The sequence below is a fragment of the Streptomyces sp. NPDC050147 genome, assembly GCF_040660195.1.
GTDB lineage: Bacteria > Actinomycetota > Actinomycetes > Streptomycetales > Streptomycetaceae > Streptomyces.
The window spans coordinates 57,583-73,762 of sequence record NZ_JBFALJ010000024.1; the positions used below are offsets into that span (position 1 = coordinate 57,583).

Annotated in this window: 15 protein-coding genes; 3 read left to right on the forward strand and 12 right to left on the reverse strand. The window is 71.6% G+C overall.

What is annotated here, in order from left to right:
* Nucleotides 1-19: 19 nt before the first annotated feature.
* Nucleotides 20-1,087, forward strand: a complete 1,068-nt coding sequence (locus tag AB0I94_RS30850; protein WP_363312984.1) for an alkene reductase — start codon at nucleotides 20-22, stop codon at nucleotides 1,085-1,087.
* A gap of 53 nt (nucleotides 1,088-1,140) precedes the next feature.
* On the opposite strand, the gene thpD is transcribed toward AB0I94_RS30850, so the two are convergent.
* The 5 genes from thpD to AB0I94_RS30875 form a co-directional block, all read right to left on the reverse strand.
* Nucleotides 1,141-2,040: an ectoine hydroxylase gene (gene thpD, locus AB0I94_RS30855; RefSeq protein WP_363312985.1), complete on the reverse strand. Its 900-nt coding sequence runs from the start codon at nucleotides 2,038-2,040 to the stop codon at nucleotides 1,141-1,143.
* 101 nt (nucleotides 2,041-2,141) lie between these two features.
* Entirely contained in the window at nucleotides 2,142-2,546 is a 405-nt protein-coding gene (locus AB0I94_RS30860) for an ectoine synthase (protein ID WP_363312986.1), read from the reverse strand.
* Between the two features lie 53 nt (nucleotides 2,547-2,599).
* Nucleotides 2,600-3,871, reverse strand: coding sequence for a diaminobutyrate--2-oxoglutarate transaminase (ectB, locus tag AB0I94_RS30865; RefSeq protein ID WP_363312987.1), 1,272 nt, complete (start codon nucleotides 3,869-3,871; stop codon nucleotides 2,600-2,602).
* A 75-nt stretch (nucleotides 3,872-3,946) separates the two neighbouring features.
* Entirely contained in the window at nucleotides 3,947-4,540 is a 594-nt protein-coding gene (ectA, locus tag AB0I94_RS30870; RefSeq protein ID WP_363312988.1) for a diaminobutyrate acetyltransferase, read from the reverse strand.
* A 446-nt stretch (nucleotides 4,541-4,986) separates the two neighbouring features.
* The gene (locus AB0I94_RS30875) at nucleotides 4,987-6,090 is read right to left on the reverse strand and encodes an aminotransferase class V-fold PLP-dependent enzyme (protein WP_363312989.1); all 1,104 of its coding nucleotides are present in this window, start codon (nucleotides 6,088-6,090) and stop codon (nucleotides 4,987-4,989) included.
* A gap of 76 nt (nucleotides 6,091-6,166) precedes the next feature.
* Here AB0I94_RS30875 and AB0I94_RS30880 point away from each other — a divergent pair, with 76 nt between their 5' ends.
* The gene (locus AB0I94_RS30880) at nucleotides 6,167-7,255 is read left to right on the forward strand and encodes an amidohydrolase family protein (protein ID WP_363312990.1); all 1,089 of its coding nucleotides are present in this window, start codon (nucleotides 6,167-6,169) and stop codon (nucleotides 7,253-7,255) included.
* A gap of 126 nt (nucleotides 7,256-7,381) precedes the next feature.
* Here AB0I94_RS30880 and AB0I94_RS30885 read toward each other — a convergent pair whose 3' ends face one another.
* On the reverse strand, nucleotides 7,382-8,149 hold the full coding sequence (locus AB0I94_RS30885) for a 2-phosphosulfolactate phosphatase (RefSeq protein ID WP_363312991.1): 768 nt from the start codon (nucleotides 8,147-8,149) through the stop codon (nucleotides 7,382-7,384).
* Nucleotides 8,150-8,477: 328 nt separating this feature from the next.
* On the opposite strand from AB0I94_RS30885, the gene AB0I94_RS30890 reads away from it, so the two are divergent.
* Nucleotides 8,478-9,413 carry an SCO1860 family LAETG-anchored protein gene (locus AB0I94_RS30890; protein WP_363312992.1) on the forward strand — a complete coding sequence of 312 codons (936 nt, stop codon included), beginning with the start codon at nucleotides 8,478-8,480 and terminating at the stop codon, nucleotides 9,411-9,413.
* 247 nt (nucleotides 9,414-9,660) lie between these two features.
* On the opposite strand, the gene cobC is transcribed toward AB0I94_RS30890, so the two are convergent.
* Genes cobC through cobM form a run of 6 tightly spaced genes read right to left on the reverse strand, consistent with a single transcriptional unit; the run spans nucleotide 9,661 to nucleotide 16,101 of the window.
* Nucleotides 9,661-10,743 (reverse strand): Rv2231c family pyridoxal phosphate-dependent protein CobC, encoded by a 1,083-nt coding sequence (cobC, locus tag AB0I94_RS30895; RefSeq protein ID WP_363312993.1) that lies wholly within the window; start codon nucleotides 10,741-10,743, stop codon nucleotides 9,661-9,663.
* On the reverse strand, nucleotides 10,727-11,665 hold the full coding sequence (locus AB0I94_RS30900; protein WP_363312994.1) for a sirohydrochlorin chelatase: 939 nt from the start codon (nucleotides 11,663-11,665) through the stop codon (nucleotides 10,727-10,729). The genes cobC and AB0I94_RS30900 overlap by 17 nt, the downstream gene beginning before the upstream one ends.
* Nucleotides 11,662-12,282 (reverse strand): precorrin-8X methylmutase, encoded by a 621-nt coding sequence (locus tag AB0I94_RS30905; protein WP_363312995.1) that lies wholly within the window; start codon nucleotides 12,280-12,282, stop codon nucleotides 11,662-11,664. Before AB0I94_RS30905 ends, AB0I94_RS30900 begins: the two co-directional genes overlap by 4 nt.
* Nucleotides 12,279-14,003: a precorrin-3B C(17)-methyltransferase gene (gene cobJ, locus AB0I94_RS30910; RefSeq protein ID WP_363312996.1), complete on the reverse strand. Its 1,725-nt coding sequence runs from the start codon at nucleotides 14,001-14,003 to the stop codon at nucleotides 12,279-12,281. Before cobJ ends, AB0I94_RS30905 begins: the two co-directional genes overlap by 4 nt.
* Nucleotides 14,000-15,280 carry a precorrin-6y C5,15-methyltransferase (decarboxylating) subunit CbiE gene (cbiE, locus tag AB0I94_RS30915; RefSeq protein WP_363312997.1) on the reverse strand — a complete coding sequence of 427 codons (1,281 nt, stop codon included), beginning with the start codon at nucleotides 15,278-15,280 and terminating at the stop codon, nucleotides 14,000-14,002. The genes cobJ and cbiE overlap by 4 nt, the downstream gene beginning before the upstream one ends.
* Complete coding sequence (gene cobM / locus AB0I94_RS30920; protein WP_363312998.1) at nucleotides 15,277-16,101, reverse strand: precorrin-4 C(11)-methyltransferase; 825 nt, start codon at nucleotides 16,099-16,101, stop codon at nucleotides 15,277-15,279. Before cobM ends, cbiE begins: the two co-directional genes overlap by 4 nt.
* Nucleotides 16,102-16,180 lie beyond the last annotated feature (79 nt).

The following is a 16,180-nucleotide window of genomic DNA, read 5'->3' on the forward strand; positions in this document are numbered from 1 at the left end:
CTTCCCTGGGGGCAATCAGATGACCACCGCGTTCGACTCCATCGACCTCGCGGGCACCCCGCTCGCCAACCGCATCGCCATGGCCCCGATGACCCGGAGCCGGGCGGGCGAAGGCGGCACCGCCACGGAACTCACCGCCCAGTACTACGCCCAGCGCGCCTCGGCCGGCCTGATCATCACGGAGGGCATCCAGCCCTCCGCGGTCGGCCAGGGCTATCCGGACACCCCGGGCCTGCACACCGGCGAGCAGGTCGAGTCGTGGCGCAAGGTCACTTCCGCCGTCCACGCCGCCGGCGGCAAGATCTTCGCCCAGATCATGCACGCGGGCCGCGTCGGCCACCCCCTACTGCTCCCCGACGGCCTGGTGAACGTGGCCCCCTCGGCGGTCGCGCCCCAGGGACAGGTCTACACGGCCGAGGGTCCGAAGGACTACGTCACGCCCCGAGAGCTCACCGGCGACGAGGTCCGCGCCACCATCGCCGACTTCGCGACCGCGGCCCGCAACGCGATCGACGCGGGCTTCGACGGAGTCGAACTGCACGGCGCCAACGGGTACTTGATCCACCAGTTCCTGGCTCCCGGCTCCAACCGGCGCACCGACGAGTGGGGCGGCACCCCGGAGAACCGCATCCGCTTCGCGGTCGAGACCGCGAGGGCCGTCGCCGCCGAGATCGGAGCCGCCCGCACGGGCCTGCGCCTCTCGCCCGGCAACCCCTCCAACGACATCTCCGAGCCGGCGGACGAACTCGAAGCGACGTACACCTCCCTGGTGAAGGAGGTGAGCGCCTTGGACCTGGCCTACCTGCACCTCATGGAGGTGGGTCCGATCCGCGACCTGGTGGCCACCCTGCGCGGGAGCTTCAACGGCCCCTTCATCCTGAACCCGTCGACCGAGGGCCCCACGGGGCCCGACGCGCTCGCGCTCATCGAGGACGGCACCGCGGACATCGTCGCGTTCGGCGCGCTGTTCCTGGCCAACCCGGACCTGCCGGCCCGTCTCAAGGCCGAAGGCCCGTACAACACGCCTGACCCGGCCACCTTCTACGGCGGCACGGAGAAGGGCTACACGGACTACCCGGCGCTGTAACCAAGTGTGGCCCGGCACCCCCAGGTGCCGGGCCAACTCGCGTACGGAAGCGCTTACTTCACCGGAGTGAAGTCCCGAGCCCCAATGTATTCCGGCCGCCGGACCGGCGCCGCGAACGGCTCCACCGCCGTGTTCTCCACGCTGTTGAACACGATGAAGACGTTGCTGCGCGGGAAGGGCGTGATGTTGTCCCCCGAACCGTGCATGGCATTGCAGTCGAACCAGGTCGCGGAGCCCGCCTCACCGGTGAAGAGCCGGATGCCGTAGTCCGAGGCGAGTCTGGTCAGCGTCTCGTTCGAGGGAATGCCCGCGTCCTGCATCTGCAGGGACCGCTTGTAGTTGTCCTTCGGCGTTGCGCCCTCACAGCCGAGGAACGTCTTGTGCGACCCCGGCATGATCATGAGGCCACCGTTGGTGTCGTGATTCTTGGTGAGCGCGATCGAGACCGAGACGGTCCGCATGTTCGGGAGTCCGTCCTCGGCGTGCCAGGTCTCGAAGTCCGAGTGCCAGTAGAACCCGGAGGCCCCGAAGCCCGGCTTGACGTTGATCCGGGACTGGTGGACGTAGACGTCGGAGCCCAGGATCTGCCGGGCCCGTCCCACCACTCGCGGGTCGGCGGCGAGCTTCGCGAACAGCTCGCTGATTTTGTGCACCTCAAAAATGGTGCGGATCTCCTGGGAGCGCGGCTCCACGATCGAGCGCTCGTCCGCCCGCATCGTGGGGTCGTTCATCAACCGCGCCAGCTCGGCGTGGTAGACGCTCACCTCGTCAGGGGTGATGAGCTGGTCGATCGCCAGGAATCCGTCCCGGTCGAACCCCGCCAGTTCGTCGGCCGTGATCGGCCCCGGCGTACCCGGCTCGGACCACACGACGGGGTCCTTGCGCTCGATGAGGACCTCTTCGGTGCCTCGGGTCGGGTACAGGTCGGCGGTGCGTTCGGGTGCGGTGGTCATGGTGTTGCCTGCCTCTCCTCTCGTACGGCCCTTTCCGGGATGTACACCCCCGCCGCCCAGAGGAAGAGGGCGGCGGGGGAGATTCAGGGTGCGCGCTCCGGCTAGGCCGGGTCCGGCTCCGTGAGCAGCGGGTACACGCCGTTCTCGTCGTGGTCCTCACGACCCGTGACGGGCGGGTTGAAGACACAGATGCAGTGGAAGTCCTCCTTGATCCGCATCGTGTGCTTCTCGTGCCCGTCGAGCAGGTACATGGTGCCCGGCGTGATCGTGTACTTCTCTCCGGTCGTGTCGTCGGTCAGCTCGGCCTCGCCCTTGGTGCATACGACGGCCTCGATGTGGTTGGCGTACCACATCGACGTCTCCGTACCCGCGTACAGGATGGTCTCGTGGACCGAGAAGCCCACCCGCTCCTTGGCGAGGACGATGCGCTTGCTCTCCCAGGTTCCGGACGCGGACTTCACGTGCCGGTCGGTGCCTTCAATGTCCTTGAACGAACGGACGATCACGGTGACTTGGTTCCTTTTCTCTTACGGGGGTGAGGACGCGGCCCGAAAACCGCTCAGGCGGTCTCGCGCACCGCGCGGGCGAGCGTACGAAGTCCTTCGTCCAGCTCGTCGGCGGTGATCGTCAGCGCCGGAAGGAGCTTGACGACCTCGCTCTCGGGTCCTGAGGTCTCGATGAGCAGACCGAGTTCGAAGGCGCGCTTGGCGATGGCGCCCGCGCGTGCCTTGTCGAGGAACTCCATGCCCCAGACCAGGCCGCGGCCGCGGTACTCCTTGATGGCGCCGGAGTTCTCGTCGACGATCGCCTTGAACGCCTCCTCGACCTGCTCGCCGCGGGCACGGGTCTGCTTCTCCATGGCCGGGCCGTCGGACCAGTAGGTCTCCAGGGCGGCGGCGGCCGTGACGAACGCCGGGTTGTTGCCGCGGAAGGTGCCGTTGTGCTCGCCCGGCTCCCAGATGTCCAGCTCGGGCTTGAACAGCGTCAGCGCCATCGGCATGCCGTAGCCGCTGATGGACTTGGACACCGTCACGATGTCCGGCGTGATGCCCGCCTCCTCGAAGGAGAAGAACGCGCCGGTGCGGCCGCAGCCCATCTGGATGTCGTCGACGATGAGCAGCATGTCCCAGCGCTCGCACACTTCGGCGAGCTTGCGGAGCCACTCGGCGCGGGCGACGTTGATGCCGCCCTCGCCCTGCACCGTCTCGACGATCACGGCGGCGGGCTGGTTGAGGCCGGAGCCCTGGTCCTCGAGCAGACGCTCGAACCAGACGAAGTCGGGGGTCGTGCCTTCGAGGTAGCGGTCGAAGGGCATCGGCGTGCCGTGCACCAGCGGGATGCCGGCACCGGCGCGCTTGAAGGCGTTGCCGGTCACGGCGAGCGAGCCGAGCGACATGCCGTGGAAGGCGTTCGTGAACGACACGATCGACTCGCGGCCCTTGACCTTGCGGGCCAGCTTCAGCGCGGACTCGACGGCGTTGGTGCCCGTCGGGCCCGGGAACATGACCTTGTACGGCAGGTCACGCGGACGCAGAATGATGTTCTGGAACGACTCGAGGAACGCGCGCTTGGCGGTCGTCGACATGTCGAGTCCGTGGACGATGCTGTCGCGCTCCAGGTAGTCGATCAGGGCGCGTTTGAGGACCGGGTTGTTGTGGCCGTAGTTGAGCGAGCCGGCCCCGGCGAAGAAGTCGAGGTACGAGTGGCCGTCCTCGTCGAACATGCGGCTCCCCTGCGCACGGTCGAAGACAGTAGGCCAACCGCGGCAGTAGCTGCGCACCTCCGACTCCAGGGTCTCGAAGACGCTCAGGTCGGGCTGGGTGATGGTCACAGCAGATCTCCTGGGAGATGGAAAGACGTGGGAGGTGGGGGGATGACTGATGGTGCGTGGGGGGATCGGCGGAACTCAGCCGACCGGCTCGACCGGTTCGATCTGCGCGACTTTCCCGGTCTGGGCTATCGGCTCGATGAGGAACAGGACCTCGGGCTCGTGCCCCTCGTCGGGGAAGAGCCCGGCGTCGAAGAGCACCGTGCGCTCGACCGACGCTCCGTGGCGCTGTGCGTACGAGGTGAACAGCCGCTGGGACGGCGCGTTGTCCGGCGTGATGGTCGTTTCGACCGAGACCAGCTCCCGGTCGGCGGCGACCTTGGCGGTGAGACCGTCGAGCAGCGCACCGGCAAGGCCGCGGCCGCGGTGCGCCTGGTCGACGGCCACCTGCCAGACCACCAGGGTGCGCGGCCGCTCGGGCCGGATGTAGCCGGTGATGAACCCCGCGGGCTCACCGTTCGAGTCCCTGGCCACCACGGAGGTCGCCGCGAAGTCGCGGCACCACAGCAGGTAGCTGTACGAGGAGTTGAGGTCCAACACCTTCGAGTCGCGGGCGATGCGCCAGATCGCGGCGCCGTCGGCGACGTCGGGGGTGTCGAGTCGCAACCCCTCGGGCATTTCCAGGGAATTCGCTAGCAGGTCGGTCGGTAGATCGGCTTGTGCAGCGGTCATGCGGATTGAATTTACCGAGCAATTTCTCGGATTGCATCGGCGAGAGGGGTTACGTCAGAGCGCTCGATGTGTTATCACGCGGGGGTGCGCGCCCGCAGGAAACCTCGGCACTATGGCCTGATTTGGTGGGGTCATACGGTTCATATCGGACGCGATGTGGAGTACGTCACATAGTCGCAACTCCCTCGAAGCATGTCCGAATTGTGACACTTGGCGTTGCCGAAATCTTAGTGTTTAGGACTCCGGAAAGCGGGCAGAAGAATACGGGAAGCTGTGCTGATAAAGTGGATAAAGAAGCGGTGAGAATTCGTCCGTGAATTTACGTAGAGTATTTACGGCCCCGTTACGACCACTTCCTGCTCGCACGCGCTCCGGGCCCGGGATGAAGCCCCCCGCCGGACCCCCGTAGAGATCGAGCCGGCGAGCGAGCTCCGCAGCCTCCGTGCCTACTGCCAGGCCGCCGTCACCGCGCGCCGTGCCGCTTCGAGGTCGACCGTGAGACCGGCCTCACCCATCGCGGCGCCCAGGGCGGCCAGTGAGGCGTGCACGACGCCACGGGTCGCGTCCGGACCGTAGTGGTTGACCCGGATCATCTCCTTGGCCAGGGCGCCACCACCGGCGACCAGCGGAAGGACCGGGTCCGCGGCGAGCGCCTTGGCGACGAGCGCCGACGCGTCGACGCCCTGCGGGGCGCGCAGCGTCGTGGCGACCGGAGCGGCGTCCCGCGCCTCGTGGACGTACGGCGTGAGGCCGCCGCCGAGGGCGAGCGCGCCCGCACGCGTCGCGGCGGCGGCGGTGGCGTGCCGCGCCATCAGCGCGTCAAGACCCTCCGCCTCGATGCGCTCCACGCACGCTTCGAGGGCCAGCATCTCCAACTGGGCCGGGGCGTGCAGCAGCGCCTTGCGCCCGCCGTCGATCCAGCGCTCCTTCCAGTCCAGGAGGGAGAGGTAGGAGCGGCGCGGCGCCCGTGGGTTGGCGGCGAGGCGCGTCCAGGCCCGCTCGCTCACGGAGACCGCCGAGACACCCGCCGGGCCGCCCATCGCCTTCTGCGCGCCGATCACGCACAGGTCCACGCCCCACGCGTCCGGGAGCAGCGGCTCGGCGGCCACCGAGGCGACGGCGTCGAGCATGAAGAGGGCGCCGTGCCGGCGTACGACCTCACCGATCTCGGCCACGGGATTGGTGTTGCCGGTCGCGGCCTCGGCGTGCACGAGTGAGACGAAGTCGATCTCCGGGTGCGCGGCCAGTGCCTCGCGCACCTGCTCCGCGGTCACGGCCGTGTGGAAGGGCACGGCGAGATCGACGACGGTCGCCCCGCAGTCCCGCAGCCAGTTGCCGAAGGTCTGCCCGTAAGGACCGGTGATGACGTTCAGCGCGGTCGTGCCGGGCTGAGCCGCACCCCGGATGCAGCCTTCCAGGGGCAGCAGCGCCTCACCCTGCATGATCACGACGTCCTGGGAGGTGGAGAGCAGCCCGGCGACGCGCTCCTCGATGGAGGCGAAGTGCTGGGCGCTCAAGGGGGCCAGGTCAAGGAATGGATGCGTCGTCACGGTGCTGCTCACTTCGCTCACGAGTTCGTTCGGGCTGCCGGACCGAGCCTACCGACAGCCTTTTAAGCTGCTGTACATGAGCGATCACACGGTGCTGCACGTGAAGGGGCGGGTGCTCGTCGGCCCGGACGAGGTCCGGGACGAATTGTGGGTGGTCGGGGGCAGGGTGACGTACGACCGCCCGTCGGCGGCACCGGACGTCACGATCGACGGCTGGACACTTCCCGGCCTGGTCGACGCGCACTGTCACGTCGGCCTGGACACGCACGGCCCGGTGGACGCGGCCACGGCGGAGAAGCAGGCGCTGACCGACCGCGAGATCGGCGCCCTCCTGATCCGCGACGCCGGCTCCCCGTCCGACACCCGCTGGATCGACGACCGTGACGACCTCCCCAAAATCATCCGCGCGGGCCGCCACATCGCGCGTACGCGCCGCTACATCCGCAACTACGCCCACGAGATCGAGCCCTCCGACCTCGTCGCGTACGTCGCGCAGGAGGCGCGGCGCGGCGACGGCTGGGTCAAGCTGGTCGGCGACTGGATCGACCGCGACGCCGGAGACCTGACGGCATGCTGGCCCCGGCCCGCGGTGGAGGCGGCGATCGCGGAGGCGCACCGGCTCGGGGCGCGTGTGACGGCGCACTGCTTCGCCGAGGACTCCCTGCGGGACCTGGTGGAGGCGGGCATCGACTGTGTCGAGCACGCCACCGGACTGACCGAGGAGACCATTCCGCTCTTCGCCGAGCGGGGCGTCGCGATCGTCCCGACGCTGGTGAACATCGCGACGTTCCCGCAGCTCGCCGACGGCGGCGAGTCGAAGTTCCCCCAGTGGTCGCGGCACATGCGGCGGCTGTACGAGCGCCGCTACGACACGGTGCGGGCCGCGTACGACGCCGGAGTGCCGGTGTACGCGGGCACGGACGCGGGCGGTTCACTGGCCCACGGCCTCGTCGCCGCCGAGGTGGCAGAGCTGCGGCTCGCGGGCATCCCGGCGGTGGACGCCCTGTCGGCGACGACGTGGGGAGCGAGGTCCTGGCTGGGGCGTCCCGGCCTGGTGGAGGGAGCGCCGGCGGATCTGGTGGTGTACGGGGCCGATCCGCGGGAGGACGTGGGGGTGCTGGCCGCGCCGCGGAGGGTTGTGCTGAACGGGAGGGTGGTGGGGTAGGGGCGGGTTCCCCCTTCCCTGATCCAGCCCCTTCCCGCTGTGACGTTTCCGGCTCCGCCGCAAACCGCGGGCCGCTGGGCGCGGGGGCCTTGCCGGCCGTGGTCACCGGCTCCGCCGATTCCGTCCTCACCTGCGGGAGAAGGCCCCCTCCGCCCACACTGGCACCTCCTCCGAAGCCCCCACCTCCACGGCGACCGCCACATCCTCCGCGAAGCCGTAGTCCCGCAGCTCCCGCCCCGACGCGCAGCCGGTGACCGCCGCGGCCACATCGGCGCAGGAGGTGTACGAGGCTGCCGCCACGGCCGCCTCCGGCGAGAGCACCGCATCCCGGATCGAGGAGACGATCGCCCCCGCCCCCAGCAGATCCTCCAGGGAAGGACGCAGGCTCCCGTCGCCCCAGCGCTCGCCCGCGGCGACCACGGCCACCGGCCGGCCGGGCACCCCGTACCCCTGCCCCGTCAGCCAACTCCCCACCGCCGCCGCGTTCCTGAGACACCCCGCGACGACCGCACCGGACGTACCCGCCGCGGCGGCGATCGCCGAACCGTTGGGCGAGGGCAGCACGAGGCGTGGCGCGAAGGGCGCCCGGCGCAGCGCGGCGGGGGAGAGGGACCAGGGCGACCCGGCGGTCACCGCCCGCCGTCCCACGGCCAGTTCGGCGTCCCGCCCGGCCGCGAAGGCGACGGCGCTCTCGTCCCGCCACGCGTACGGGAAGACCCTCGTCCCCGCGTCCACGGCGACCGACACCGCCGTCGTGAACGACAGCACGTCGACGACGACCAGGCACGCCACGTCCCCGCCCGCCGTGAGCCGCCGGGCCCCTTCGGGTCCCCACTCGAACCGCACCCCGTACGTGCCCTGTGTGGACCATTCCTCGCCACGCGTCCGCGTCATCTGCCCCATGTGACTCATATTGACGGAGCGTTACGCGTACGGACCTCGGTTCGTTACACATCATTCGGCCATGGCGACGGCGTCAACCGGCGTGTTCGAGCCAGGGAGTTGCCCGGGTGACTCGGGGGAACGCCCGTGCCGGAAGATTCGAAAGCAGGGACGGAAACCTCCCTTTGGAGTGAACTCACGCTTCGTCGCTGGCCTTTCACTCTCAGTGCGTAAAGATTCCCTCTGTCGATGTCGCCGGTGTCGTGCTCATGCGATGTCCCCATCCAGCGAAGCGCGAGGCTTCCGGCGGCTCCGTAACTCATGTGGGGGTTCCACCACCTTGAACAGCAACACCTTCCGCCTGCCCGCACGCCGCCTCGGCGTGATCGCCACCGCCACGGTTCTCGCCGCGGGACCCGCGGCGTTCGCCACCGCGGCACCCGCCGGGGCCACGGGCGGCGACAAGGGCCGCGCGAACGCCGTCGTGCTGCGCACCGGGCTCGACGTGTCCCTGCTCAACAAGACCCTGAACGTCCCGCTCAAGGTCTCGCTCAACGAAGTCCAGGCGCCGGCCAGCGCCGAGAAGACCGCCCTCACCGCCACGCTGGACGGGGTCGACGGCGGGCAGCCGTTCAGCGTGCTGCGGGCGGACGCCGCCACCGCGAAGGCGACCGTCGAGAACGGCAAGGCGGAGGGTCACAGCAACATCGCGCGGGCGAAGGTGCATGTGCCGGGCCTGCCCCTGCTGTCCCTGATCGAGGTCGAGCAGGTGACGTCCAAGGCGGTCTGCGCGGCGGGCAAGCGGCCTGTCGCCGAGGCGAATGTGCTGGGTGGCGTCACCGTGCTCGGTAAGAAGGTCACGCTGTCGGCCGGGGGAACGACGCACGTGAAGGTGCCGGGGGTCGGAGAGGTGCGGCTCGACCTGTCGAAGGCGCACACGACGTCGCGTACGGCGGCGGCGTCCGCGCTGGAGCTGAAGGTCTCCGTGAACCCCCTGAAGCTGAACGTCGCGGAGGTGGAGGGGACGGTGACGCTGGCGGGGGCGTCCTGCGAGACGCCTGCGGCGCCGGCGGTCGCCGAGCCTGAGCCCTCGGCTCCGCCGGTGAAGCCGCAGGGGGGTGCGGGGGAGAAGCCCGTCGCGACGAAGCCGCAGGAGGCTAACCTCGCCGAGACCGGGGGGAGCTCGTCCACTCCCTATCTGGTGGGGGGCGGGGCTCTGCTGCTCGCTGCGGGGGGCGGGGCGGTGGCGATGACTCGCCGGGGGCGTAAGGGCTGAGGCGGGGCGGACCCTGCGGGGGCTTTCCCCGCTGCACCCATCAGCGCGCTCCGCGCGCGGGCACCCCTTCCCGAAACTGGGGCTCCGCCCCAGACTCCGTACGAGACGGCCTCAAGCTCCGGCCGGAAACGTTCAGCCCGTCCGGCGTTTGAGGACGAACTCGGCGGAGCCGGTGACGACGGTCACCAAGGCCCCCGCGCCAGAGCGGGTTTTTGGGAAGGGGTGGGGTTGGGGAAAGGAAAGGGCCTCAGCCCCCCAGCTCCCCCCGCAACGCCCCCAGAAGCCGATCCGTCGTCCCCCGGTCACGCACCGCGACTCGCAGCCACTCCGGGCCAAGCCCCGGAAACGTATCCCCCCGCCGCAAGGCGAAGCCTCGCTCCCGCAAGCGTTCACGCAGGGTATGGGCCCCCGGAGCCCGGAGCAGGACGAAGGGCCCCTCCGCGGGCTCGACGGCCCGCACCCCGAAGGGGGCGAACTCCCGCAGCCCGCCCAGGAAACAGGCCCGGTCGGCAGCCACCCGCAGCGCCGCCGCCGACGCCTCGGCCAGCGCCGCAGGTGCCACGCACGCCTCCGCCGCCGCGAGGGCGGGCGAAGACACCGGCCACAGGGGCTGTGCCCGCGACAGGGCGGCGATCGTCTCCGGGTCGGACAGGACGTAGCCGATCCGCAGCCCCGCAAGGCCCCACGTCTTGGTGAGGCTCCGCAGCACCACCAGGCCCGGTACGTCCGTGCGACCCGCCAGCGCCTCCCGTTCACCCGGCACCGCGTCCATGAACGCCTCGTCCACCACCAACACCCGTCCAGGGCGCGCCAGTTCGGTGATCGAGGCCGCCGGGTGGAGGACCGAGGTCGGGTTCGTCGGGTTGCCGATCACGACCAGGTCGGCCTCCTTGGGAACCCCCGCCCCCGAGAGGCGGAAGCCGTCCTCCTCCCGGAGCAGCACCCGCCCCACCGCATGTCCCGCGTCCCGCAGCGCGGCCTCCGGCTCGGTGAACTGCGGGTGCACCACGACGGGCTGACGTACCTTCAGCGCACGGGCGAGGAGCACGAATGCCTCCGCCGCGCCCGACGTGAGCAGCACCCGGTCCGGCGTGACGCCGTGCCGCTTCGCCACCGCCGCCCGCGCCGCCCGGCCGTCCGGGTAGGCGGCGAGGCCGTCCAGCGAGGCGGCGATGTGCCGCTTCAGCCAGGCGGGAGGGGTGTCCGCGCGGACGTTCACCGCGAGATCGGTGATGCCGACGGCGCCCCGGACCTCGGCGTCGCCGTGATGCCGCAGGTCCAGTTCGCCGTCGTACTCGGCCCCGGCCTCGCTCTCAGTGGGAGTGCGCATGGGACCCGTGGTGGTGACCATGCCCGTGGCCATGCCCGTGCGCGTGGTCCCCGTCGTCGTCCGGGTGGAAGTGCGGCTGCTGCGGGAGCCCCACCTTGTCCTCGAAGCCGGGCAGGGCGATGCGGTAGACGCAGGAGTCGCAGTTCATCCGCAGATCGCCCTTGACCGCCTCCCGGTAGCGCTCCATGACGAGGTCGAGGAGCTCCTCCTCGGGGCCGATCACGTTCGCCGAGAGCACCTCGGTGCCGGGGTGCGCCGCGGCCCAGCCGTCCGTCTGCCGACGCACCCGGTCCGGCAGGATGCCGGTGAACAGGAAGTAGGGCAGGACCACGATCCGCTTGGCACCAAGGCGTACGCAGCGGTCGAGGCCCGAGGGCACGTCCGGCGCCGCGAGCGACACGAACGCAGTCTCCACGCCCGCGTAGCCACGCCCCTCCCACAGCAGCCGCGCCGCCTTGTGCACCTCGGCGTTGGCGTCCGGGTCGGTCGAACCGCGGCCCACGAGCAGCACCGTCACGTCCGCGCGGTCCTCGGGCGTGCGGGCCGAGCCGCCCAGCGCCTCGTCCAGGCGGCGGTCGAGGACCTTCAGGAGCGAGGGGTGCGGGCCGAGCGGGCGGCCGTAGGTGTACGAGATGCCGGGGTGGCGCTCCTTCTCGCGGGTGAGCGCCGCGGGGATGTCACCCTTGGCGTGCCCGGCCGACACCAGCATCAGCGGGACGGCGGCGAAGCGTTTGACGCCCCGCTCCACGAGGTCGGTGACCGCGTCGCCCAGCGGCGGCGGGGACAGTTCGATGAAACCGCCGGCGACCGGCAGCTCGGGGTTGCGGCGGGCGAGCTCCTGCACGAAGTCCCGGAAGGCGTCCGCTCCGGCGTCGTCACGGGTGCCGTGTCCGGCGATGAGCAGTGCGGGCGGGGTGGTCACTGGGACTCCTTGGATGCTTCGGTGATTGTTACGTTCACGCCGGACGTCGGCGCGGGGTGATACAGCAGCGCGTTCAGCGCCGCGGCGGCCACCGCCGAGCCGCCCTTCTCCGACACGTTGCTGACGGCCGGAAGCCCGCTCTCGCGCAGAGCCGCCTTCGACTCCGCCGCCCCCACGAAGCCCACCGGCAGGCCGATGACGAGCGCGGGCGCGGCGTCGAGGACGAGCAGTTCCTCCAGTGCGGTCGGCGCGCAGCCGATCACCCAGAGAGCGCCGGGGCCCACTTCCTCGTACGCGAGGCGGATCGCGTGGGCCGAACGGGTCAGTGTCCCCTGGGACTTGGCGTCCTTGAGGCGGCAGACCGCCTGCCGCTTCGTGATGCCCGCGGCCACCATCTCCACGTCGGCGACCACGGGCGCGCCCGCGTGCAGCGCCGCATGGGCGGCCACCAGGGCGTCCTCGTCGGTGACGAGGTCCGTCGCGTACTCGAGGTCGGCGGCGGAGTGGATGACGCGCTCCACGACCGCGCGGGTCAGGGGCGCGAAGTGGGAGGTGTCCAGGCGTGCCCTCAGCCGCCGGAACGACTCCTGCTCGATGGGGTGGACGACACGGGTCACTGGGACACCTCCGAAGGGACGGCCGCGTGCTGCCAGCGGTAGCCGCGCGGGGTCACCATGCGGCCCGCGATCTCGCGGGTCGCGGTGTTGCCGACGGTCACGACCGTCATCATGTCGACGACCGCCGGGTCGAGTTCGCCGATCGTGCTCAGCAGCGCCGACTCGTCCGGGCGCGAGGCGTTGCGCACGACACCCACGGGCGTCGTGGGCTCGCGGTGCTCCGCGAGGATCGACAGGGCCTTCGGGAGCTGCCAGTCGCGGCCCCGGCTGCGCGGGTTGTAGAACGTGACGATGATGTCGGCCTCGGCCGCCGCGCGCACCCGGCGCTCGATGACCTCCCACGGAGTGTGCAGGTCGGACAGGCTGATGGAGACGTGGTCGTGGCCGAGCGGCGCGCCGAGGATCGCCGCGGCGGCGAGCGCGGCCGTCACGCCGGGCACTCCGATGACGTCGATGTCGTCGCTCGCCTCGGCGAGCGCGGGCGAGGCCATCGCGTACACGCCCGCGTCACCGGACCCGATCAGCGCGACCGCCTGCCCCTTCTGCGCCTCGGCGACAGCGGTACGGGCCCGCTCCTCCTCGGCGCCCAGACCCGACTCGATGACCCGCGTGCCGGGCCTGAGCAGGTCGCGGATCTGATCGACGTACTGGTCGAGGCCGACCAGGACCGAGGCCCTGCGCAGCTCCCCGCGGGCGCGCGGCGTCAGCAGATCCCGTGCGCCGGGACCGAGCCCGACCACGGCGAGCCGCCCGCGGGGTGCGCGACGCACCACCGCGCAGGTCGCCATGGGCGCACGGCCCTCGGGCGCCGACTTCCGCTTCGGCACGAGGAGTTCACCGCCGCCGCGCATAGCGGCGGCTTCCGCGACGGAGGGCGTGCCGACGGCTGCGAGCGGCGCGTCGGAGGGGTTCGGCACGTCGACACCGGCCAGCTCGTCGGCCGGGTACGTCACGACCGGCACCCCGAGCCGCGCCGCCGCCTCGACGATGCCGGGCTCTTCGGCCTTCGCGTCGACGGTCGCGAGCGCGGCGACGGAGGCGGGGGACAGGCCCGCGTCCCGCAGGGCGCTCTCGATGAGCCCGAGGACTTCCTCGGTGGGCGCGCCCTTGCTGGCACCCACGCCCACGGTGAGCGAACCGGGCCGCAACACGACCTCACCCGGGCCGAGTTCGAGCACCCGGTCCGTCACCCGGATCACGGGCTGCCCCGGCTGCCGCTGCCCGGACGTGACAGGGGACGGCAGCGGCGGCAGCGGGTGGCCGAACCCGCCCTCCAGGGCCACCGGTTCGCCGTCGAGGATCGCGCGGGTGACCCCGGCGACATCCCCCTCGACCGGCAGGCCGAGCGTGTCGAGCCCCGGCACGTCCACGGCATCGGTCGCCGTCGTCACCACAGGCGTGGCCCCCAGGACGTCCGCCACCTCGTGGGCCAGCGCGTTGGCGCCCCCCTCGTGGCCGCCGAGCAGGGCGACCGCGAAACGCCCGGCCTCGTCGACGCACACGACCCCGGGGTCGACGTCCTTGCCCCGCAGGAGCGGCGCGGCAAGGCGCACGACGGCGCCGGTGGCGAGGAAGCACACCACCTGCTCGCACTCCGCGAAGGCCCGCTCCAAGGCCTCCCGCACGGGACCCTCGTACACCCGCGTCCGCGAGGGCCACGCCGCGGCGACGCGGTCGCGTGCCGCGCCGCCCGCCGACGTGGCGGAGATCAGGCCGATCACTGAACTTCTCCTTCAGGCAAGGAAGATGCGGGGCGGGTGCCCCACACCAGAAAGACCGGATTGGCCGCGGCGAGCCGCGTGACCTCACCGGGCAGCGGCGCGAGCCGCGAGGACTGCAGCAGTACGCCGTCGCAGTCGTACCCGGCGCCGCTCAGCGCGGCCCGGACCGCGGGCACCCGGTCGATCGCCGCCATGGCGACCACGACGGTCCGCGGCGCCCGCCGCGCGCACGCGGTCACTATGGCGGGCAGCTCACGGCCACCGCCCCCGATGAACACGGCGTCCGGATCCGAGAGATCGGAGAGGACGGTGGGCGCCGCCCCGTGCACCGCCCGTACGTCGACGCCGTGCGCGGCGGCGTTGGCCCGCACGCGCTCGACCCCGTCGGCGGTCTTCTCCACGGCGACGACGGCCGCGCCGAACCGCGCGCACTCCACGGCGACCGACCCGGACCCCGCGCCGATGTCCCACACGAGGTCCCCGGTGCGCGGCCCGAGCCGGGCCAGGGCGAGCGCCCGCACCTCGAACTTGGTGATCATCGAGTCGCGGTGCGTGAACTCGTCCTCGTCCAGGGCCCATCGGCGGGGGGAGAGCCGTGGCCCGGCGACGGTCCGCACCGGCGCCAGGGCCCGTTCCTCGTCCAGGCACAGGACGACGCTCACCGCCGCACCCCAGTCGCGGCCCGCGGCCTCGGCCAAAGTGACCCGCTCGACGCGCTCGTGCTCCGGGTCGCCCAGGGCGGAGGCGACGACGAGGGTGCGGGTGTCGCAGCGGCGCGTCAGCTCCCCGGCGAGCTCGGCGGGGCCACTGCCGGGGCCGGTCAGGACGGCCACCTTGGGATGCGCGCGGCAGACGTTCACGGCGGTGCGCAGATCGCGCCCGTGCGCGCTCACCACCACCGCGTCGTCCCACGGGAGCCCGACGCGCGCGAAGGCGGTGGCGACCGACGAGACGCCGGGCCGGATGTCCAGCGCGGCGGGCCCGAACCGCTCGGCGAGCGCCCGCACGATCCCGAAGAACCCCGGGTCCCCGGAGGCGAGCACGACGACACCGCCGCCCGCTGTGTCCTCTGCGGCCCCGTCCGCCTTGACCAGCCGCTCCTCGATGGCGTCGAGCGCGGGGGCGAGCGGCCCCATCACCACCCGGGCCGTCCCCGGCGGCAGCGGGGCGGCCTCGATGTGCCGCCGGGCGCCCACCACGAGCCCCGCGGCGCGCACCGCTTCGAGAGCCGCCGCGTCGAGCGGCGCCCCCGTCCCCGTACCGACGACGGTGATCATGATTTGGCCTTGTCGGCACGGAGCGCGGCCCGTGCCTGCGGGTCGGCCTTGCGGAAGCCGTGGAAGTGGCCCGGGTGGTACAGGTGCGAGCGGGTGCCGTGCGCGGAGAGGGCGGGGCCGACCAGGAAGAGGGTGTGCTTCCAGAGCTTGTGCTCCTTGACCGTCTCTTCGAGGGTCTCGATGGTGCAGTGCAGCACGAGCTCCTCCGGCCACGTCACCTGGTACGCGATGACGACGGGCGTGGTCGTCGGGTAGCCGCCCTCCAGAAGCTCCCGCACCAGCTGGCCGCTGCGCGCGGTCGAGAGGAACAGCGCCATCGTCGTGCCGTGCCGCGCGAACTCCCGTACCTCCTCGCCGGGCGGCATCGGCGTCTTGCCGCCGCCGAGCCGGGTCAGGATCACGGACTGGGCGACCTCGGGGATGGTCAGCTCGCGCTGCGCGATCGCCGCGACCGCCGAGAACGACGAGACGCCGGGCACGATCTCGGTCTGAACACCGAGATCGGCGCACCGGTCGACCTGCTCCTGCGTGCCGCCCCACAGGGCCGGGTCGCCGGAGTGGATCCGGGCGACCTTCAGGCCCTCGGTGGCAGCCCGCTCGTAGACGGAGACCACCTCTTCGAGGGACATCGCCGCCGAGTCGAGGATCTCTGCGCCTTCACGCGCGTGTTCGAGAACTTCCGCCTGTACGAGGCTGGCCGCCCAGATGACGACATCGGCGTCCGCGATCGCTCGTGCGGCACGGAAGGTGAGCAGGTCGGCGGCGCCGGGCCCTGCCCCGACAAAGGTCACCTTGCCGGTGGTGGCTTCGGCGTCGGCCATGGGTGGGTTCCTCTCGTACGAAACAGAAAAACAAGGGGTGTCGCCCCGCGCCGGATGTGCGGGGCAGGGGGTCAATCGG